At 72.5% G+C, this 17,734-nt stretch carries 20 protein-coding genes; 8 read left to right on the forward strand and 12 right to left on the reverse strand.

Going from position 1 to position 17,734, the window contains the following annotated elements; genetic code table 11:
• The first annotated feature begins 191 nt into the window (after positions 1-191).
• The 3 genes from phoU (at position 192) to AC6CKD_RS24885 (ending at position 1,567) form a co-directional block, all read left to right on the forward strand.
• The gene (gene phoU / locus AC6CKD_RS24875; RefSeq protein ID WP_498330000.1) at positions 192-869 is read left to right on the forward strand and encodes a phosphate signaling complex protein PhoU; all 678 of its coding nucleotides are present in this window, start codon (positions 192-194) and stop codon (positions 867-869) included.
• 124 nt (positions 870-993) lie between these two features.
• Positions 994-1,146 carry a hypothetical protein gene (locus AC6CKD_RS24880; protein WP_243339483.1) on the forward strand — a complete coding sequence of 51 codons (153 nt, stop codon included), beginning with the start codon at positions 994-996 and terminating at the stop codon, positions 1,144-1,146.
• Between the two features lie 94 nt (positions 1,147-1,240).
• Positions 1,241-1,567 (forward strand): hypothetical protein, encoded by a 327-nt coding sequence (locus tag AC6CKD_RS24885; RefSeq protein WP_498330002.1) that lies wholly within the window; start codon positions 1,241-1,243, stop codon positions 1,565-1,567.
• A gap of 127 nt (positions 1,568-1,694) precedes the next feature.
• On the opposite strand, the gene AC6CKD_RS24890 is transcribed toward AC6CKD_RS24885, so the two are convergent.
• Entirely contained in the window at positions 1,695-2,456 is a 762-nt protein-coding gene (locus AC6CKD_RS24890) for a phosphoglyceromutase (RefSeq protein WP_403717052.1), read from the reverse strand.
• A gap of 173 nt (positions 2,457-2,629) precedes the next feature.
• Between AC6CKD_RS24890 and AC6CKD_RS24895 the strand changes: the two genes are divergently transcribed.
• Positions 2,630-4,006: an MDR family MFS transporter gene (locus AC6CKD_RS24895; RefSeq protein ID WP_498330004.1), complete on the forward strand. Its 1,377-nt coding sequence runs from the start codon at positions 2,630-2,632 to the stop codon at positions 4,004-4,006.
• Between the two features lie 109 nt (positions 4,007-4,115).
• Here AC6CKD_RS24895 and AC6CKD_RS24900 read toward each other — a convergent pair whose 3' ends face one another.
• Positions 4,116-4,637: a type III secretion system chaperone family protein gene (locus AC6CKD_RS24900; RefSeq protein WP_498330006.1), complete on the reverse strand. Its 522-nt coding sequence runs from the start codon at positions 4,635-4,637 to the stop codon at positions 4,116-4,118.
• A complete protein-coding gene (gene mshA / locus AC6CKD_RS24905; protein WP_498330008.1) occupies positions 4,630-6,018 on the reverse strand; it encodes a D-inositol-3-phosphate glycosyltransferase in 1,389 nt (462 codons plus the stop codon). The genes AC6CKD_RS24900 and mshA overlap by 8 nt, the downstream gene beginning before the upstream one ends.
• Positions 6,019-6,181: 163 nt before the next feature.
• On the opposite strand from mshA, the gene AC6CKD_RS24910 reads away from it, so the two are divergent.
• From AC6CKD_RS24910 to AC6CKD_RS24920, 3 genes are all read left to right on the forward strand, one after another.
• A complete protein-coding gene (locus AC6CKD_RS24910) occupies positions 6,182-6,991 on the forward strand; it encodes a class I SAM-dependent methyltransferase (protein WP_498330010.1) in 810 nt (269 codons plus the stop codon).
• Between the two features lie 181 nt (positions 6,992-7,172).
• Positions 7,173-8,222 (forward strand): C40 family peptidase, encoded by a 1,050-nt coding sequence (locus AC6CKD_RS24915; RefSeq protein WP_498330011.1) that lies wholly within the window; start codon positions 7,173-7,175, stop codon positions 8,220-8,222.
• Positions 8,223-8,484: 262 nt separating this feature from the next.
• A complete protein-coding gene (locus tag AC6CKD_RS24920) occupies positions 8,485-9,729 on the forward strand; it encodes a PP2C family protein-serine/threonine phosphatase (RefSeq protein WP_498330013.1) in 1,245 nt (414 codons plus the stop codon).
• A 40-nt stretch (positions 9,730-9,769) separates the two neighbouring features.
• Here the strand turns inward: AC6CKD_RS24920 and AC6CKD_RS24925 are convergent, their stop codons facing one another.
• The 6 genes from AC6CKD_RS24925 to AC6CKD_RS24950 form a co-directional block, all read right to left on the reverse strand.
• Positions 9,770-10,120, reverse strand: coding sequence for a DUF2516 family protein (locus AC6CKD_RS24925; protein ID WP_498330014.1), 351 nt, complete (start codon positions 10,118-10,120; stop codon positions 9,770-9,772).
• Positions 10,121-10,248: 128 nt separating this feature from the next.
• On the reverse strand, positions 10,249-10,836 hold the full coding sequence (locus AC6CKD_RS24930; RefSeq protein WP_498330016.1) for a hypothetical protein: 588 nt from the start codon (positions 10,834-10,836) through the stop codon (positions 10,249-10,251).
• A 58-nt stretch (positions 10,837-10,894) separates the two neighbouring features.
• On the reverse strand, positions 10,895-11,329 hold the full coding sequence (locus AC6CKD_RS24935) for a helix-turn-helix domain-containing protein (protein WP_498330017.1): 435 nt from the start codon (positions 11,327-11,329) through the stop codon (positions 10,895-10,897).
• A gap of 101 nt (positions 11,330-11,430) precedes the next feature.
• Positions 11,431-12,192 carry a putative protein N(5)-glutamine methyltransferase gene (locus AC6CKD_RS24940; protein ID WP_498330019.1) on the reverse strand — a complete coding sequence of 254 codons (762 nt, stop codon included), beginning with the start codon at positions 12,190-12,192 and terminating at the stop codon, positions 11,431-11,433.
• 61 nt (positions 12,193-12,253) lie between these two features.
• Positions 12,254-13,498, reverse strand: coding sequence for a GNAT family N-acetyltransferase (locus AC6CKD_RS24945; RefSeq protein ID WP_498330021.1), 1,245 nt, complete (start codon positions 13,496-13,498; stop codon positions 12,254-12,256).
• A gap of 99 nt (positions 13,499-13,597) precedes the next feature.
• A complete protein-coding gene (locus AC6CKD_RS24950) occupies positions 13,598-14,224 on the reverse strand; it encodes an RsiG family protein (protein WP_498330023.1) in 627 nt (208 codons plus the stop codon).
• Positions 14,225-14,777: 553 nt separating this feature from the next.
• Between AC6CKD_RS24950 and dtd the strand changes: the two genes are divergently transcribed.
• Positions 14,778-15,203: a D-aminoacyl-tRNA deacylase gene (gene dtd / locus AC6CKD_RS24955; protein WP_243339461.1), complete on the forward strand. Its 426-nt coding sequence runs from the start codon at positions 14,778-14,780 to the stop codon at positions 15,201-15,203.
• A gap of 19 nt (positions 15,204-15,222) precedes the next feature.
• Here dtd and ygfZ read toward each other — a convergent pair whose 3' ends face one another.
• From ygfZ to AC6CKD_RS24970, 3 genes are all read right to left on the reverse strand, one after another.
• Positions 15,223-16,191 (reverse strand): CAF17-like 4Fe-4S cluster assembly/insertion protein YgfZ, encoded by a 969-nt coding sequence (gene ygfZ / locus AC6CKD_RS24960; RefSeq protein WP_498330025.1) that lies wholly within the window; start codon positions 16,189-16,191, stop codon positions 15,223-15,225.
• Between the two features lie 51 nt (positions 16,192-16,242).
• The gene (locus AC6CKD_RS24965) at positions 16,243-16,719 is read right to left on the reverse strand and encodes a Fur family transcriptional regulator (RefSeq protein WP_498330027.1); all 477 of its coding nucleotides are present in this window, start codon (positions 16,717-16,719) and stop codon (positions 16,243-16,245) included.
• A 177-nt stretch (positions 16,720-16,896) separates the two neighbouring features.
• Positions 16,897-17,469, reverse strand: coding sequence for a heme-binding beta-barrel domain-containing protein (locus AC6CKD_RS24970; RefSeq protein ID WP_498330028.1), 573 nt, complete (start codon positions 17,467-17,469; stop codon positions 16,897-16,899).
• Between the last annotated feature and the right edge of the window lie 265 nt (positions 17,470-17,734).

Here is a 17,734-nt window from a genome sequence, read left to right on the forward strand (position 1 = left end):
CAGCCGTTCGGGTGGCACCTCGAACAGTCGTCGCCCAGAGTTCACCCTGACGACCGTGCTGATTCACTTGTGGTGCCGGAGTCGGTCGCGTTCGGGGTTCACCGTGGCAACGTGGGGGCGATGGCCGCACCGGCCCGCGCCCCGGGCAGTACCCGCAGTAGGCAGTAGTAGGTCGAGAGAGGGACACGAGAATGCGTGACGCGTACCACGAGGAACTGGACTCGATCGGTGAAGGCCTGGTCGAGATGGCCCGGCTGGTCGGCTCCGCCATCGGGCGGGCCACGACCTCCATGCTCGACGCCGACCTGAAGCTCGCCGAGAGCGTCATCGCCGCCGACCAGAAGGTCGACGACCTCCAGCACGACCTGGAGGCCCGTGCCATCGCGCTGCTCGCGCGCCAGCAGCCGGTCGCCACAGACCTGCGCATCGTCGTCACCTCGCTGCGCATGAGCGCCGACCTGGAGCGCTCCGGCGACCTGGCGCAGCACGTCGCCAAGCTCGCGCGGCTGCGCTTCCCGGACACGGCGGTCCCGCGCGACCTGCACGCGACCATCCTGGAGATGGGGCAGCTCGCGCAGCGGCTGATGGCGAAGGCGGCCGAGGTCATCATCACGAAGGACGTCGACCTGGCGCTCCAGCTGGAGCAGGACGACGACGAGATGGACCAGCTGCACCGCACGCTGTTCCAGCACCTGATGGACGACCGCTGGAAGCACGGCATCGAGACGGCGGTCGACGTGACGCTGCTGGGCCGCTACTACGAGCGCTTCGCGGACCACGCGGTGTCGGTCGCCAAGCGCGTGGTCTACCTGGTGACGGGCGAGCACGCGGACGAGCTCCAGGCGCCCACCCCGGTCGAGGGCGCCTGAGCCGGGACCGCCCGACCGGTCTCCGCTGAGCCTGGATCAACAACGAGCCCCCAATGCGCCGTTGACGCGGGGGCCGGGCTGGGCATGAATGAGGGCGAAGGCACGACGCCCACGAGGAGGATCCATGCCCGATTCCCCCGTCCCCATCACCCCGGAGCAGGAAGCGCAGCCCCCGGAGGGCCTGCGCCTGCGGTTGCCCCTGCTCGCGGCCTGCGGCTGCGGCTCGGGCTGCGGCTGCGGCTGCCAGTCCGGAGCCCCCTGCCAGTGCGGCGGCTGAGGCCGCCCGTACGGTCGCCCGTACGCGAAGGGCCCCGTCCGACACCCCGTCGGCCGGGGCCCTTCGCACCGGTCCCTACGAGGAGGAGGCCGCCGTGCGCTCAGGTCGTCCCGGCAAGGAGCAGGTGCGGCGCACCTTCGACAGCGTCCTGACGGACGTGCTGTCGGGGCGCGGCGTCCGTACCGAGACGGGGCTCGACGCCGCGACCGAGAACGCCCTGTGGGCGATCGGCCGTGCCTTCCCCGGCGCCTCGGACGAGCTGGTGGCCGCGGCGTACCGCGCCTTCGCCGGCCAGATCGACGGCAGCAACGCGAAGGCGCGGCGCGCGGAGATGGCCCGCAGGATCGCCGAGCGCGCGACGCGACCCCGCCCGTCGGGGCCCCCGGCGGACCGGGGCCCGCTCCCCCGCCCCGCGCCGTGACCTGAGCCGGGGGCGGGGCGGAGTTCACCGCTTCAGCAGGCGTCAACACCGAGGGCCCCAGGGGGCCCAGGACAGACGAATGCCCCCGATCCGCGCGGGGGCGCGGGTCGGGGGCAGGGCGCTCGTACTACTTCTTCTTGCCCTGGTTCTTGACGGCCTCGATGGCGGCCGCGGCGGCGTCCGGGTCGAGGTAGGTGCCGCCCGGGTTGAGGGGCTTGAAGTCGGCGTCCAGCTCGTAGGAGAGCGGGATGCCGGTCGGGATGTTCAGGCCCGCGATGTCGGCGTCGGAGACCCCGTCGAGGTGCTTGACCAGCGCGCGCAGGGAGTTGCCGTGCGCGGCGACCAGGACGGTGTGGCCGTCGAGCAGGTCCGGGACGATCGAGTCGTACCAGTACGGGAGCATGCGGACGACGACGTCCTTGAGGCACTCGGTACGCGGGCGCAGCTCCGGCGGGATGGAGGCGTAGCGCGGGTCCCCGGACTGCGAGAACTCCGTACCGTCTTCGAGCGCCGGCGGCGGGGTGTCGTACGAGCGGCGCCACAGCATGAACTGCTCCTCGCCGAACTCGGCGAGGGTCTGGGCCTTGTCCTTGCCCTGGAGGGCGCCGTAGTGGCGCTCGTTCAGGCGCCAGGAGCGGTGGACCGGGATCCAGTGGCGGTCCGCGGCCTCCAGCGCCATCTGCGCGGTGCGGATCGCGCGCTTCTGGAGGGACGTGTGGACCACGTCGGGGAGAAGTCCGGCGTCCTTCAGGAGTTCGCCACCGCGGACTGCCTCCTTCTCGCCCTTCTCGTTGAGATTGACGTCCACCCAGCCGGTGAACAGGTTCTTCGCGTTCCATTCGCTCTCGCCGTGGCGGAGGAGGATCAGCTTGTACGGTGCGTCGGCCATGCGTACGAGCCTAATGGACGCACCCGTGCGCCCGCGCGCGGTGTGGACCGCGCGCGGAGGGCGCGCGGACGGTCCCCGATTGACGGCAGCCGTCAATCCAGTGGCTCCGGCGGGCCCGGGTCCGTAGGGTCCGATCGAGTAGAGGGACGCTTACATCTCCGGGGGGATCCCATATGTCCGTTGCCAGTGTGAGACGGGCCGCCCGCGAGAGCGTGGCGGGTCTGCCCCGGGAGTTCTGGTGGCTCTGGACGAGCACGCTGGTCAACAGGCTCGGGGCCTTCGTCGCCACATTCATGACCTTGTACCTGACCTTGGAGCGGGGCTATTCGGCCTCCTTCGTGGGACTTGTGGTGGCCCTGCACGGGCTCGGCGGTGTGGTGTCCTCGCTCGTCGCCGGGGTGCTCACGGACCGGCTGGGCCGGCGGCCCACGCTGATGGTGGCGCAGGCGTCGACCGCGTTCTCGGTGGCGCTGCTCGGGTTCATGGAGCACCCGGCGGCGATCGCCGCGGTGGCGCTGCTGGTCGGCATGACCTCCAACGCCTCGCGGCCGGCGGTGCAGGCGATGATGGCCGACATCGTCCGCCCGGAGGACCGGGTACGGGCCTTCGCGCTGAACTACTGGGCCATCAACCTGGGCTTCGCCGTCAGCGCGACCGTGGCGGGCTTCGTCGCGGAGTACAGCTACCTGGCCGGTTTCCTCGGCGAGGCGGCCCTGACGCTGGTCTGCGCGGTGCTCGTCTATCTCAAGCTGCCGGAGTCCCGGCCGGAGAAGACGGAGGCGGAGAAGGCGGCCGCCGAGCCGGAGGTCGGCCTGGGGACGGTGCTGCGGGACGGGCGGTTCATGGGTGTGGTCGGGCTGTCGTTCCTGATCTCGCTGATCTTCATGCAGGGCTCGTTCGGGCTGCCGCTCGCGATGGGCGCGGCCGGGTTCTCCACCGCCGACTACGGGTTGGTCATCGGGGTCAACGGCGTCCTGATCGTGCTGCTGCAGATCCCGGTCACCCGGTTCATCGAGCACCGCGATCCGCAGAAGCTGCTGGTGATCTCGGCGCTGCTGGCCGGGTACGGGTTCGGGCTGACGGCCTTCGGCGGCGCGGTGTGGAGCCTGGCGCTGACCGTCTGCGTGTGGACGCTGGCCGAGATCATCAACTCGCCGACCCAGATGGGCCTGGTGGCGCGGCTCTCCCCGGTCCACGGGCGCGGCCGCTACCAGGGCATGTACACGATGTCCTGGGCGGTGGCCTCGCTGATCGCGCCGCTGATGGCGGGCTTCGCGATCGAGCACTTCGGCGCGGCGTGGCTGTGGGGCGCGACGGCGGTCCTGGGCACGGTGGCGGCGCTGGGCTACTGGCTGCTGATGCGGGGGCTCCCCCAAGGGGAACCGGGAGCGGGTCCGGGCGACTCCCCCGTGCCCGTCGCCACGGCCGAGCCCGCCCCGGCGGAGCCCGCTCCGGCAGCCGTCCTCAGGGCGGAGACCGCTCCGGTGGCCGTCCTCACGGGCGAGCCGGCTCCGGCGACCGCCGTCGTCCCCGGTGGCGCCGGCGTCTGAGGCGGGGATGCGGCCCGGGGCGCCGCGCGGCGCCGTTCCCGGCGCGGCCGCCCGGGATCCGGCGCCTCGGGGGCCGGCCGGGCTGATGGCCGCCCGGGCTGATGGCCGGTCAGGCCGAAGGCCGCGTCAGGTGCTTGAAGGCGTCCAGGTTGCGCGTGGACTCGCCCCGCGAGACCCGCCACTCGTACTCCCGCCGGATCGCGCTCGCGAAACCCAGCTCCAGCAGGGTGTTGAAGGCTCCGTCGGCCGCCTCCAGGACCGTGCCGAGCAGCCGGTCCAGATCGTCGGGGGTGATCACCGACAGGGGGAGGCGGGCCGTCAGGTAGACGTCGCCGAGCGCGTCGACCGCGTAGGCCATGCCGTACAGCTTGAGGTTGCGCTCCAGCAGCCACCGGTGGACTCCGGTCTCGTTCTCGTCCGGGTGGCGGATCACGAAGGCGTTGACCGACAGGGAGTGCTTCCCGGCCTTGAGCGAGCAGGTGGTGCTCAGCTTGCGGGTGCCGGGGAGCTGGACCACGTACGAGCCCGGCTCCGGGCTCTCCCAGCTCAGTTCCGCGCCGGTCAGCGTCGCTTCGATGATCGCCGCGATGCCGGTGCCGTCAGTGCCGTCGGTGGGTTCAGCGTCAGCCATGGTGGGAGCGTACGTGACGGCGATGATCGTGCATGGCCCCCGTGTACACGTCGGCCGTGCCGCTCGCGGCGGTGTCCCAGCCGAAGAACTGCGCGTGCCGCGCGGCCGCCGCGCCCATCCGGTCCGACAGCCCCGGCTCGTCCACGAAGCGCCGTAGCTCGCGGGCGTAGTCGACCGGATCGTGGCCGGGTACGAGGATGCCCGTCACCCCGTCGTTGACGGCGACCGGGAGCCCGCCGACGGCCGCGGCCAGCACCGGCGTGCCGGTGGCCTGCGCCTCTATGGCGACCAGCCCGAAGGACTCGCTGTACGAGGGCATGACCAGGACGGACGCCGCCCGGAACCAGTCCGCGAGCGCGTCCTGCGCGACCGGCGGATGGAAGTGCACGAGGTCCGCGATGCCGAGCTTCGCGGCGAGCTTCTGCAGTCCCTCCGGCTTCGCGAGCCCGCTGCCGCTCGGCCCGCCGACGACGGGCACGAACAGCCGGCTGCGCAGCGCCGGCTCCCGGTCCACCAGCTCGGCGACCGCCCGCAGCAGGATGTCGGGAGCCTTGAGCGGCTGGATGCGGCCGGCGAAGAGCGGGATGACGGCGTCCTGCGGCAGCCCGAGGCGGGCGCGGGCGGCGGCGCGGCCGTCGGCGACGGTGAAGCGGTCGAGGTTCACGCCCGGGTGGACGACGGCGACCTTGCCGGGGTCGGCCGCGTAGTGGCGGACGAGCTCGTCGGCTTCCTCGGCGGTGTTCGCGATGAGCCGGTCGGCGGCGTCGACGATCTGCGTCTCGCCGATGACGCGGGCGGCGGGCTCGGGGGTGTCGCCCTCGGCGAGCGCCGCGTTCTTGACCTTGGCCATGGTGTGCATCGCGTGCACGAGCGGGACGCCCCAGCGCTCGGCGGCGAGCCAGCCGACGTGGCCGGAGAGCCAGTAATGGGAGTGGACCAGGTCGTAGTAGCCGGGGCGGTGGCCGGCCCAGGCCTGCATGACGCCGTGGGTGAAGGCGCACAGCTGGGCCGGCAGCTCCTCCTTGGCGAGGCCCTCGTACGGGCCCGCGTCCACGTGCCGTACGAGGACTCCGGGCGCGAGCTCGACCACGGGCGGCAGGCCGCCGGTGGTGGCCCGGGTGAAGATCTCGACCTCGATGTTGATCGCGGCGAGCCGCCGGGCCAGCTCGACGATGTAGACGTTCATGCCGCCGGCGTCGCCGGTGCCGGGCTGGTGCAGCGGTGAGGTGTGCACGCTGAGCATCGCGACGCGGCGCGGCTTGCGGTGGCCGCCGACGGCGGCGGGCAGGCGCAGGCGCGGCGGCTCGTGGCGGGTGCCGGAACGGGCCGCGGCGAAGCGGCCGCCGATGCTGCCGCCGATGCGGGACACGTACTGGCTCAAGGGAGCAGTTCCTCTCGCTCGGACGGCATGGCACCGAGAGCGCTGTCGGCGCTCTTCTAGGAGTGCAACCCGGACGGCCGTGTCCCGCATTCCGGGGCGGGCGTTTTTCCTGCTGCCGAGCCGGATTTTCATCGCGCGGGAGCGCTCCGCTTACTCTCTGCACATGGCCTCCCGCTCCACCCCTCCCCCTCGTCGCCCCGTCGGCACGGTGACCCGCGGGACGACGAACCCGAACCGCCTCCGCCGCATGGACCGCTGGATCGCGGCGACGCACGGAGCGGCGTTGCGGCGCGCGGACGCCCCGGTGGCGGTGGACCTCGGCTACGGGGCCGCGCCCTGGACCGCGGTGGAGCTGCTGGCACGGCTGCGGGAGGCGGCTCCGCGGGTGCGGGTGGTGGGCATCGAGATCGAACCGGCCCGGGTGGCGGGCGCGAAGCCGTACGAGCGGGAGGGCCTGAGCTTCCGGCACGGCGGCTTCGAGGTGCCGCTGGAGGGCGGGGTGCGGCCGGCGCTGATCCGGGCGGCGAACGTGCTGCGCCAGTACGACGAGGAGCAGGTCGAGGCGGTGTGGGAGCGGTTGTGCGACCGGCTCGCTCCCGACGGGCTGCTGGTGGAGGGGACCTGCGACGAGATCGGGCGGCGCCACGTATGGGTCGCGCTCGGGCCCGAAGGGGCGCGCACGGTGACCTTCGCGACCCGGCTGGGCTCCCTGGAGCGCCCCTCGGACCTGGCGGAGCGGCTGCCGAAGGCCCTGATCCACCGGAACGTGCCGGGCGAACCGGTGCACGCGTTCCTGCGCGACTTCGACCGGGCGTGGGCGGCGGCGGCCCCGTACGCCTCTTACGGGGCGCGGCAGCGCTGGATCCGGACGGCGCGGGCGCTGTCCGGGGACTGGCCGCTGGCGGACGGGCCGGTGCGGTGGCGCCAGGGGGAACTCACGGTGCGGTGGGACGCGTTGAGGCCTTCGGGGTGACGGGGGCGGGAGTGGCCGGTGCAGCCAGGGGGGCCGGGGGGCCGCAGGGGCGGCGAGTGGGACCCATGGGGACTCATCGGGTGGATATCCACAAGGGTGTTGGAATTCAGCGACTCGTGGCACCATCCCGAAGGCAATGACACGTTACTGACGATTAATCGATCCTGTGTCTGGGGGGACCATGAGGAAACGACGACGGGGTTCGATCGCCCTCACACTGCTCTGCGCGATGGCGCTGCTGTCCGCTCCCGGCGCGCTGGCCGGCACCGCGTACGCCGCACCGGAGCCCCGGCAGGGCAAGTCCCTGGAGCAGGTCCGCAAGGAGATAGAGGGCCTCTACCGCGAGGCCGGCACGGCCACGGACGCCTTCAACCTCGCGGAGAGCGAGACCAAGACGCAGTCCGACAAGATCGTGGAGATCGCCCACCTGGTCCTCGCGGGCCAGGACCGCATCACCGCCCTGAAGGGCCGCGCGGGCGCGGCCGCCCGCGCCCAGTACCGCTCGGGCGGCCTGCCGCCCGGCGCGCAGCTGGCCCTGAGCAACGACCCGGCCCAGTTCCTGGACGGCTCCGACCGGCTGCGCCAGGGCGAGAAGGCCGGCGCGGACCTGCTCTCGGAACTGAACCGGACCCAGAGCGACTTGCAGCAGTACGCGAGGGACGCGAGCGCGCACTGGGAGACCCTGGAGGCGAACCGGGTCAAGCAGGAGGCCGCGAAGAAGCAGGTCGAGGACAAGATCAAGGCGGCGGAGGACCTCGAAAGCAAGCTGGAGGCCGAGCAGAAGGCGCGGCTGCTGGAGCTGGAGGCGGAAGCGCAGCGCAAGGCGCAGACCGACTGGCTGTCCACGGGCGCGATGACCGGCTCCGCGGGCACGGCGGCCACCGACGCGGGCAAGCGGGCCGTGCAGTTCGCGGCCGCCCAGATAGGGAAGCCGTACGTGTGGGGTGCGGAGGGGCCGGGCTCGTTCGACTGCTCCGGGCTTACCTCGCAGGCCTGGCTGGCGGCGGGCAAGAGGATCCCGCGCACCTCGCAGGAGCAGCTGCGGCTGCCGAAGGTCGCGGTCAAGGACATGCGGCCGGGCGACCTGATCATCTACTTCGACGACGCGAGCCACGTCGGGATGTACGTCGGGGACGGCGCGATGGTCCACGCCCCCCGACCCGGCCGCAACGTCACCATGGCGGGCGCGGGGTCCATGCCGATCAAGGCCGTGGTCAGGCCGGACGCGTAGCGACGGCCCGCTCACCGACAGGCAGCACCGTCGGTGGGCGCCCGTCGCGGGGGACGTAGGGCACTGGGCGCCGTCACGTCTCGGTGGGCGGGACGCCGTACCCCTGCGCCGTGACGTTGGTCATTCGGCGACGCGGACTTTCCCCCCCGATAACGGCATATGCCGGAGCCCCGAGCCGGACCTGCCATTCCGCTTCCCTCGTCCCGCCGCTAGGGTCGCCGGACGAGCGAACCCCCGAGGGGGCGGGAAGGAACCGGAGACGATGCCCGTACCCGTACCGCGGCAGAGGGACATCCCGGGCACCGAGAGCGGCCCGGGCGGCATGTCATCGCTCACCCTGCTGGTGATCGAGGACGACCCCGCCGGCGGCCTCACCGTCCCCGAGATCCTCGACGCCGACGGCCACCGCATCCGGCTGCGCAGCGCCCGCAACCTCACGGAGGCGGCCCGGCTGCTCACCCCCGACGTGAACTGCGTCCTGCTCGACCTCGCGCTCCCGCACGGCGGAGCCGGCGGCACGGGCGACGCCGCCGATCCGTTCGGCGCCCTGCGCCAGGTCCTCCGCATCGCCCCGCGGCACGCCGTCCTCGTGCTCACCTCCGAGGAGGACGCGGAGCGCGCCGCGGAGGCCGTACGCGTGGGGGCCCAGGACTTCCTGTTCCGCGACGAGCTCGACGGGCGGCTGCTCAGCCGCGCCATCCGCTACGCGGTGGAGAGAAAACGGGCCGACATCGCCCAGTACAAGCTTGCAGAATCGAAACTGCGGGCCCAGGAGAACGCCCGCCTGGAGCGCGGGCTGCTCCCGCACCCGCTCCTGGAGGGTTCCGACCTCCGCTTCGCCGCCCGCTACCGCCCCGGCCGCAGCCGCGCGCTCCTCGGCGGGGACTTCTACGACACCGTCCGCACCCCCGACGGCACCGTCCACGCGATGATCGGGGACGTCTGCGGGCACGGCCCCGACGAGGCCGCCCTCGGCGTCGAGCTGCGCATCGCCTGGCGGGCGCTGACCCTGGCCGGCCTGTGCGGAGACGACCTGCTCGCCACCCTCCAGGAGGTCCTCGAAGTCGAGCGCCCCTGCGAGGAGATCTTCGCGACGCTGTGCACGGTGGACATCGCCCCGGACGGCCGGCGCGCGGGCCTGTGCCTGGCGGGCCACCCGGCGCCGCTGATCTCCCGGCCGGGCCGTCCCGCGCGACTGCTCCCGTACGAGAACAGCGGCCCGGCGCTCGGCCTGCTGCCCCGGGCCCGCTGGCCGCGCCGCCAGGTGGAACTGGGCGGCACGTGGAGCCTGATGCTCTACACCGACGGCCTGATCGAGGGCAAGATCGGGCGGGGCAAGGAGCGGCTGGGGCAGGACGGCATGGTCGAGATAATCAACCGCCACCTGGCCGACGGACTGACCGGCGAGGGCCTGCTCGAAGCCTCCGTGACCGAAGCCCGCCGCCTCAACGGCGGGGAGCTGACGGACGACGTCGCCGTCGTCCTCCTCTCCCGCGCCGAAGGCTGACCGGCCGCGCGGACCAGCCCGCGCCTGCCGGTCTACCGGTCTACCGGCCGCCGTTGTAGGGCCCGTACGGCCCGTCGCTGCTGCTGCCGCCCCGCCGGCCGCCACGGCCGCCGCCGGACACCTGCTTGAGAGCGGGGCGCACGTCGACGAAGAACACGATGGTGGCGATCAGTCCGGCGACCGTCAGGAACAGCATCTGCGGCAGGAAGAAGTCCACGACGACGGTGATGCCGAGGAGGACCAGCCAGAAGGTCTTGGTCTTCTTGTCGGCGGCCCGGTAGGCATCCTCCCGCGCCACCAGGGCGAGGACGAAGGCCACGACCGCGAGCACCAGCATGGCGAGCCCGATCAACGGGATCACGCCGTTGTCAAAACTGTCCATCAACCGCATCGCGTCGACCACCTTCTGGTACTCACGGGCCTGCTGTCTTCCACTCCACGCTACCGGCCCGAACCCCTTCACGAACTACAACGGGCCGGACACCTCACAGGTGCCCGGCCCGCCGCACTGCAAGCGGCTCAGCCCTCGTCGCCCGACGCGGCAGCGGCCTTCTTGGCCGTGCTCTTGCGCGCGGTGGTCTTCCGGGCGGCGGGCTTCTCCTCGGCGGCGGCATCGGCCACCGGGGCCGACTCCGGCTCCGGCGCGGTCTGCGCCGCCGGCTCGGGCTCCACGACGACGGCGATGTCGACGATCTCCTCGGAGACCTCCCCGCGCCACGCCCGTACGGTCTGCTCACCGTGCTCGGCGACCTTGTCGTAGGCCTCCTTGGCCTTGACCGCGTACTCGGCGGCCACGCCGACCCCGCGCAGCGCCAGGTCCTGGGCGGTCTCCCCGAACTTCTTCGCGTCGATCGCGCCGAGCACCTCGGCGACCGTGGCGGTGACCGCCTCCTGCGCCTCCTTGGCCTTCCCCTTGGCCTTTTCCTGCACGGCCTTCGGGTCGGTGTTCTTCACGGCCTCGATGCGCGCGGGGGCCTCGGCGCGCAGCTGCTCGATCAGCCCGGGCACCTTCTTGGCCTGCTGCACGGCGAGGTCGGCGGTGCCGGCGGCGAAGTAGAGGGGGGTCGGGTCGGTGAGGGTCTTCTTCAGGTCATCGGCGATGGCCATGTGGTGGTCCTCCCGGATCACGGTCTCAGTTCGTGCTCAGTGCGTATTCAGTGCGTGCTCAGCTCGTACGGCGCGTCTCGGCATCGCCGCTGCCGCCGTCGGCAGCGCCTCGCGCCGCCGCCCCGGCAGCCGCCCCGGCCTCGGCCTCGGCGGCGTTCTCCTTGCGGAAGGACTCGTAGATCTGGAGCAGCACCTGCTTCTGCTGCTCGCTGATCGACGGATCGGCGAGGATCACGGCCCTCGTCTCCACGTCGTCCCGGTCCCGCTCGTCCAGGATTCCGGCCTGCACGTACAGCGTCTCGGCGGAGATCCGCAGCGCCTTGGCGAGCTGCTGCAGGATGTCCGCGCTCGGCTTGCGCAGCCCGCGTTCGATCTGACTGAGGTACGGATTCGACACCCCCGCCGCATCGGCCAGCTGCCGCAGCGAAAGCTGCGCCTGCCGCCGCTGCTCGCGCAGGTACTCGCCGAGATTCCCGACGTTGAGCGATGCCATGCCCCGATCCTGCCGCACCTTGCTAACTATTGCAAGCACCTGCTTGCAATAACTCCCACCCGCCGGTGACCGCGTCGAAGAGGCCGTGCCCGCCTCCCGGGCTACGGTGCCCGCGCGATGACCACCGTCGCGTAGTACTCCTCCGAGGCCACCGCCCGTACCGACAGGCCCGCCGCCGTCAGGGCCGAGGCCGTGACCGGTGCCTGGCGGGCGCTCGTCTCGATGAGCAGGCTGCCGCCCGGCGCGAGCCAGGGCCGGGCCCCGGCCGCCACCCGGCGGTGGACGTCCAGGCCGTCCGCCCCGCCGTCCAGGGAGACGGGCGGTTCGTGGTCGCGGGCCTCCGCCGGCAGCAGGCCGATCTCCCCGGTCGGGACGTACGGGGCGTTGACCACCAGGATGTCCACCCGGCCCCGGAGTCCGGCCGGCAGGGGAGCGTAGAGGTCGCCCTCCCACACCCGGCCGCCGTACGGGGCCACGTTGCGCCGGGCGTAGGCGAGCGCGACCGGGTCGATGTCCGCCGCGTGCAGTTCGGCCCCCGGCACGTGCGCGGCCACGGCGGCGCCGAGCGCGCCCACCCCGCAGCACAGGTCCACGACCACCGCGCCGGGCCGGGCCGCCTCCGCCGCCTCCCGCGCGAGGAACTCACTGCGCCGGCGCGGCACGAAGGCCCCCTCGCCGACCTCCATGCGCAGCCCGCAGAACTCCGCCCAGCCGACGACGTGTTCCAGCGGTTCGCCCGCGACCCGCCGGGCCAGCAGCCCCTCCAGGTGCCCCGCGTCCCGCGCGGCGGCCGTCAGCAGCTCCGCCTCCTCCTCCGCGAAGACGCAGCCGGCCGCGCGCAGGGCTTCCACCAGTGTTGCCAAGTACCTCAGTCCTCGTGTTCCCGGTTTTCCGCAGCCGACAGGCCCAACACCCTTACAGCGCTCAGAAGATGTCCGGGCACCACGGCCGGCGCGCCGTGCGGAACACCGCGTCCGCGAGCGCGAGCGCCCCGGGGCGCTCCTCCACGATCGCGCCGAGCGCCCCCAGCCGCACAGCCGACCCGTCGCCCAGGTACAGCGACCCCAGTGTGCCCACGTCCAGGCGCAGATCGGCCGGCTCCTCCGTGCGTACGCAGTCCCCCGCGCCCGCGTCCAGCCGGTAGCGCCCGCCCGCCGGCCCGGACGGGTCGGCGACCTCCAGGACGAGGACCCCGGGTACGGCGTACGTCCGCGCGCGCAGGGCCCGTACGACGTCCAGCAGCCGCACCCACAGCCAGTCCGCCGAGGTCACCAGGCGGGCGGCGCGCGCGTCGGGCAGCAGTCCGGTGACGAGGTCGTCGGGGGCGCGGTAGCCGGTGCGGACCTTCACCACCCAGTCGACGGAGCAGAGGAAGTGCCACAGCGCCCGCTCCGCCTCGGGTGTGACGGCGATGAGCTGCTTGACCCGCAGGGTGTTGTGGGGGACCTTCGCATCGGTCCAGTTGTCGTCCGTTCCGTACCTGACCAGGCCGGTCACCTCGCCCAGGGCGTTTCGGTACACGGCGTGGAACCCGGCCTCGTCATGGTGGTGCGACATCTCCTCCTCGCCGGTGGTCAGCCGCCACCAGCGGGCGTCGCGGCTCACCGCGCCGGGCGTGGCCGCCCGCAGCCGCTCGTGCAGCGCGGGGCCCGCCTTCCGCACCTCGTCCACGTCCACCAGCTCGATCCGCCCGCCCTCCTCGGCCGCCGACCAGCGCCCGTCGAGTCCGGTGCGCGGTACGTCGATCTCCCATTCCGCGGCGGAGGTCGCGGCCCCGTACCCGTACCGCCCGTAGATCGGGTACTCGGCGGCGATCAGCGTCGACAGCACGTCGCCGCGCGCGTGGGCGGCCGCCAGGTCGGCGGCCATCATCCGGGTCAGCAGGCCCTGCCTGCGGTGCGTGGGCAGCACGGACACGTGCGTGACGGCGCTCGACGGGACGAACGCCCCGCCCGGCACGGTCAGTTCCTGGGCGAAGGAGCGGAAGGTCGCCACGCACCGGCCGGTATCCGCGTCGAACGCGCCCTGCGTCCGCGCCGGGTCGACGTAGTCGGCCAGCCGCTCGACGTCCTCGGCCGTGCCCCGGTCCGGGCGCAGGAAGCCGGTGTGCAGGGTCTTCAGCCACTCGGGAAGCTCGGATGCGGCGATCGGCCGGACGTCAGCGCTCATGGCGGCCACGCTAATCGGCCCGCCCCGGCCGCGTCGCCCGCATTTCCGCGTGCGCCCGGCCGGCTCCTGTCGCCCCGCCCGCTCCGCCGGCCCGCCCGCTCAGGCCAGGAGGTCGTCCACCTGGGCCTCGCCCTCCCGGTAGCGCCGGGTGATCTCCGCACTGCAGTCGTCGGCCGTGCGCTGGAGCTGCTGCCGGCGCCGCGAGACCTGCTGCTCGTAACGCACCAACCGGCCCATGCCCTCGTGGAGTTCCTCGTCCGTGCGCGCTCCCAGGTCCGACAGCTCCACGTCGGAGAGCATCTCGGCCGCCAGCAGCCGGTACTCCTCCCCGTGCGGGGTGCCGAGCGTGACGTGCCGGGCGGAGGCGCTGCGGCTGGAGGGGGCGTCCGCGAGGATCTCCGAGAGCCGGTCCACCACCGGCGCCTCGGGATCCGTACGGCGGGCGAGCTCGGCGCGCAGGATGTCGATGCGGCCCTGGAGGATCCGGCGTACGTAGCTCAGGTCGGCCTCGTCGCGCTGCGCGTCGCGGCGCAGCCCGCGCAGTTCCGGCAGTCCGAGCGCGGTGGTCGCCGTCGGAGCCGCGTCCGCGGCCCCGGTCCGCTGCGCGGGCGGGCGCGGCGCCGAGGTCTCGGCGGACGCCGCGGACGCCACGGGTGCGACGGGTCCGCCGGATCCCATGGGCGCGATGGGCGCAGAAGCAGGTGCGGAGGTACCAGAAGTATTCATGCGTTCGTGTCCGTCCCCTCGACCGGTGCTGGGGGCACCGCCTGCGTGCATCGTGCCACTCTCCGTGGTACTGACGCAGTCCCACTCCACCCGATCGGCCCCGGACGGCCCAACTGATTCGCTTGTCAGCCGTTGCCGTTCACCAAATACCCCATATGGGTGAAGGGGAAAGAATCGGGACACGCACGCCTCCCAAGACCACGCTCGTCACCGGCCACCACGCGGCCGCAGTGGCGATCGGCAGACGTGCCCTCGGACACGGAACACGGCGTCGGCCAGGTGTGACCGCACACGACCAGAGGATCGTCGCGCGGAGAGCTACCGGCCAGACCGTTCTCGTACCGAGGGCACGCGGAACCGCGAGCCCGCCAAGGACCACAGGCACACCACCCCACCCGGGTGACAAGACCTGCCGGGACCGAAGCGACCAGCTCGCGCTGTTCCCCGCCTCCCAAGACCGTTCGGGGAGACGACCGGCCAGGCCGGTGGGCAGCGATGGGGCCGGTACCGGCCCGCATCGATAGCAACGGTGCACGCCTGGTACACAGGTGTTATGCGAGCAGTGGTGCAGAGGGTGGACGGCGCGAGCGTCGTGGTGGCCGGCGAGACCGTCGGGGAGATCGTCGGCGAGGGGCTGTGCGTGCTGGTGGGTGTGACCCACGACGACACGCCGGAGAAGGCGGAGCTGCTGGCGCGCAAGCTCTGGTCGGTGCGGATCCTGGAGGCCGAGAAGTCCTGCAGCGACGTGAACGCGCCGCTGCTGGTGATCTCCCAGTTCACGCTCTACGGAGACGCCCGCAAGGGCCGCCGCCCCACGTGGAACGCGGCCGCCGGCGGGGCCTTCGCCGAGCCGCTCGTGGACGCGGTCGTGGCGCAGCTGCGGGCGCTGGGCGCGACGGTGGAGACGGGCCGGTTCGGCGCGGACATGAGGGTCTCGCTGACCAACCACGGCCCGTTCACCATCGTCATCGACATCTAGACGGACTGGCGCGCGGCCGTCACGGCGCTACGACGACCTCCTGTGCGGCGGCCGTCTTGCCCACCAGCAGCGGGGCGTCCACCGGGACGTTCCGCTTGACCAGCGCGAGGGCGATCGGGCCGAGTTCGTGGTGGCGGACCGAGGTGGTCACGAAGCCCAGCTGGCGGCCCTCCTCCCCGTCCGCGGCCAGCCGTACGGGCGCGCCGTGCGCGGGGAGCAGCACCTCGGAGCCGTCCAGGTGCAGGAAGACCAGCCGGCGCGGCGGCTTCCCCAGGTTGTGGACGCGCGCCACCGTCTCCTGGCCGCGGTAGCAGCCCTTCTGCAGGTGCACGGCGGTGCCGATCCAGCCGAGCTCGTGCGGGATGGTGCGGTGGTCGGTCTCCAGGCCGAGCCGCGGCCGGTGGGCCTCGACGCGCAGGGCCTCGTACGCGAGCAGCCCGGCGACCGGGCCGTGGGAGACGGCGAAGGCCTCCAGCCCGTCGCGCGGCAGGAACACGTCACGGCCGTACGGGGTCTCCCGTACGGCGAGTTCCTTGGCGACCTCCGCGATGGAGCCGGCCGGCAGGTGCAAGACGGCGAACTCGCCGGTCCGGTCGGCGACTTCGACGCGGTAGAAGAACTTCATCGACTCCAGGTAGGCGATCAGCGCCTCCTGGGTGCCGGGCTCGACGTGCATCCACGTCGTCTCGCCGTCGTCCACGAGGTAGAGCGCGTGCTCGATGTGGCCGTTCGCGGAGAGGATCAGCGCTTCGGTGGCCTCGCCGGCCGGGAGCGCGGTGACGTGCTGAGTGATCAGCAGGTGCAGCCAGCTCAGCCGGTCCGAGCCGGTGACGGTGACGACCCCGCGGTGGGAGAGGTCCACGAAGCCTCGGCCGTCGGCGAGTGCGCGCTGTTCGCCGTACAGCTCTCCGTAGTGGGCGGCGACGCCCTCGTCACGGCCTTCGGCCTGCACGGCGCCGGGGAGATGGAGCAAAGGGCTGCTGGTCATGGCACCAGCGTACGACCCTGCCCCGGGCAGTCCTAGGCCGTGCCCACGGGATCAGCCCGTCTGCTGCTTGGCGGCGCAGTTCTTGCAGCGGCCGAAGATCGCGAAGTGCTTCATGTCGGTCTCGAAGCCGAAGGTGTGGCTGAGCTTGGCCGTGAACTCGGCGGCGATGTCCACATCCGCCTCGATGACCTCGGTGCAGTCGCGGCAGACCAGGTGGATGTGGTGGTGCCGGTCGGCGAGGTGGTACGTCGGGGCCCCGTGCCCGAGGTGGGCGTGCGAGACGAGCTTCAGCTCCTCCAGGAGCTCCAGCGTGCGGTAGACCGTGGAGATGTTGACCCCGGAGGCCGTCTTGCGCACCTCTACGAGGATCTCGTCCGGGGTGGCGTGCTCCAGGGCGTCCACGGCTTCCAGCACGAGCTGGCGCTGCGGGGTCAGGCGGTATCCGCGCTGGCGCAGGTCGCTCTTCCAGTCGCCGCCGTCGGCGGCGGCTGCGTTCTCGGTGTGCTTGGTGCTGTCGGTGGTCACCACCCGGCCAGTGTAGGCCTCGGGCCCGCACGAGGGGAGCGGGGAGGCGGGGCGGGACGGCGGCGCGGGACGGCGCCGCACGTGCGGGAGCCCCCGGCGGCCGAAGCCGCCGGGGGCTCCCGGGCGTACGCATGACCTCGCTCGGCCGGATCGGCCGGATCGGCCGGACGGCCTCGCGGCCTAGCGGAAGAAGGCGATGCCGTCGTCCGGCATGTCCGGAAGGTTGCGCGCCATCTCCGCGACCTCCTCGGGCGTGACGACCTTCTTCAGCTGCGCCGACATGTACGGGCGCAGCTCCACCTCGGGGGTGGCCTTCTCGCCGACCCACATCAGGTCGCTCTTCACGTAGCCGTAGAGCCGCTTGCCACCGCTGTACGGGCCGGAGGCCGCGGTGCGCGCGACCGCGTCGGTGACCACGTCGATCTGCGGCTTCTTGTCGGCGAGCTCGCCGTACCAGACCTCGACGACGCCCTGGTCGCGGACCATGACGATCTCGACCTTGCGGTCCTTGTCGATGCGCCAGTAGCCCGACTCGGACTCCAGCGGCCGCACCTTGGTGCCCTCGGCGTCGAGCACCCAGGTGTGCGAGGTGTACTCCAGGAAGTCCCGGCCGTCGTGGCTGAAGACGACTTCCTGGCCGAAGTTGCACTTCTCCTCACCGGGGAAGTCGAAGACGCCTGCGCCCTCCCAGTTGCCGAGGAGGAAGGCGAGGGGGACGAGCCCCGGGTTCAGGTCGGACGGGATCTGGATCATGAATGGCTGCTCAGCTCAGGCGATCTGTTGGGAGGGTTTGCGGTGTCCGGGGCGGACGGCTGCGGATCCGAGGGGATCAGCGCTGGCCCTGGTACAGCTTCTTCACGGCCAGGACGGTGAAGGCCATGACGCCGACGCAGACCAGGACCAGCAGGGAGGTGAAGACTGCCTCAAGCACGGGGTGCTCCTCGGAGTGAAGGGTGGCGTTACGGGGCCGGTCCCCAAGCCTACTGGCCCGGGGACCGGGGCACCGTGTGAGGTAGCC

The organism is Streptomyces sp. GQ60 (assembly GCF_059758875.1).

Excerpts from the sequence above, each read along its gene's own strand:
- AC6CKD_RS24925 (WP_498330014.1), bottom strand. The coding sequence starts at position 10,120 with ATGCGGTTGATGGACAGTTTTGACAACGGCGTGATCCCGTTGATCGGG.
- dtd (WP_243339461.1), top strand. The coding sequence starts at position 14,778 with ATGCGAGCAGTGGTGCAGAGGGTGGACGGCGCGAGCGTCGTGGTGGCC.
- AC6CKD_RS24900 (WP_498330006.1), bottom strand. The coding sequence starts at position 4,637 with ATGGCTGACGCTGAACCCACCGACGGCACTGACGGCACCGGCATCGCG.
- AC6CKD_RS24950 (WP_498330023.1), bottom strand. The coding sequence starts at position 14,224 with ATGAATACTTCTGGTACCTCCGCACCTGCTTCTGCGCCCATCGCGCCC.
- AC6CKD_RS24935 (WP_498330017.1), bottom strand. The coding sequence starts at position 11,329 with ATGGCATCGCTCAACGTCGGGAATCTCGGCGAGTACCTGCGCGAGCAG.
- AC6CKD_RS24945 (WP_498330021.1), bottom strand. The coding sequence starts at position 13,498 with ATGAGCGCTGACGTCCGGCCGATCGCCGCATCCGAGCTTCCCGAGTGG.
- AC6CKD_RS24895 (WP_498330004.1), top strand. The coding sequence starts at position 2,630 with ATGTCCGTTGCCAGTGTGAGACGGGCCGCCCGCGAGAGCGTGGCGGGT.
- AC6CKD_RS24970 (WP_498330028.1), bottom strand. The coding sequence starts at position 17,469 with ATGATCCAGATCCCGTCCGACCTGAACCCGGGGCTCGTCCCCCTCGCC.
- AC6CKD_RS24920 (WP_498330013.1), top strand. The coding sequence starts at position 8,485 with ATGCCCGTACCCGTACCGCGGCAGAGGGACATCCCGGGCACCGAGAGC.
- AC6CKD_RS24910 (WP_498330010.1), top strand. The coding sequence starts at position 6,182 with ATGGCCTCCCGCTCCACCCCTCCCCCTCGTCGCCCCGTCGGCACGGTG.
- AC6CKD_RS24880 (WP_243339483.1), top strand. The coding sequence starts at position 994 with ATGCCCGATTCCCCCGTCCCCATCACCCCGGAGCAGGAAGCGCAGCCC.
- AC6CKD_RS24890 (WP_403717052.1), bottom strand. The coding sequence starts at position 2,456 with ATGGCCGACGCACCGTACAAGCTGATCCTCCTCCGCCACGGCGAGAGC.
- AC6CKD_RS24930 (WP_498330016.1), bottom strand. The coding sequence starts at position 10,836 with ATGGCCATCGCCGATGACCTGAAGAAGACCCTCACCGACCCGACCCCC.
- ygfZ (WP_498330025.1), bottom strand. The coding sequence starts at position 16,191 with ATGACCAGCAGCCCTTTGCTCCATCTCCCCGGCGCCGTGCAGGCCGAA.
- phoU (WP_498330000.1), top strand. The coding sequence starts at position 192 with ATGCGTGACGCGTACCACGAGGAACTGGACTCGATCGGTGAAGGCCTG.
- AC6CKD_RS24915 (WP_498330011.1), top strand. The coding sequence starts at position 7,173 with ATGAGGAAACGACGACGGGGTTCGATCGCCCTCACACTGCTCTGCGCG.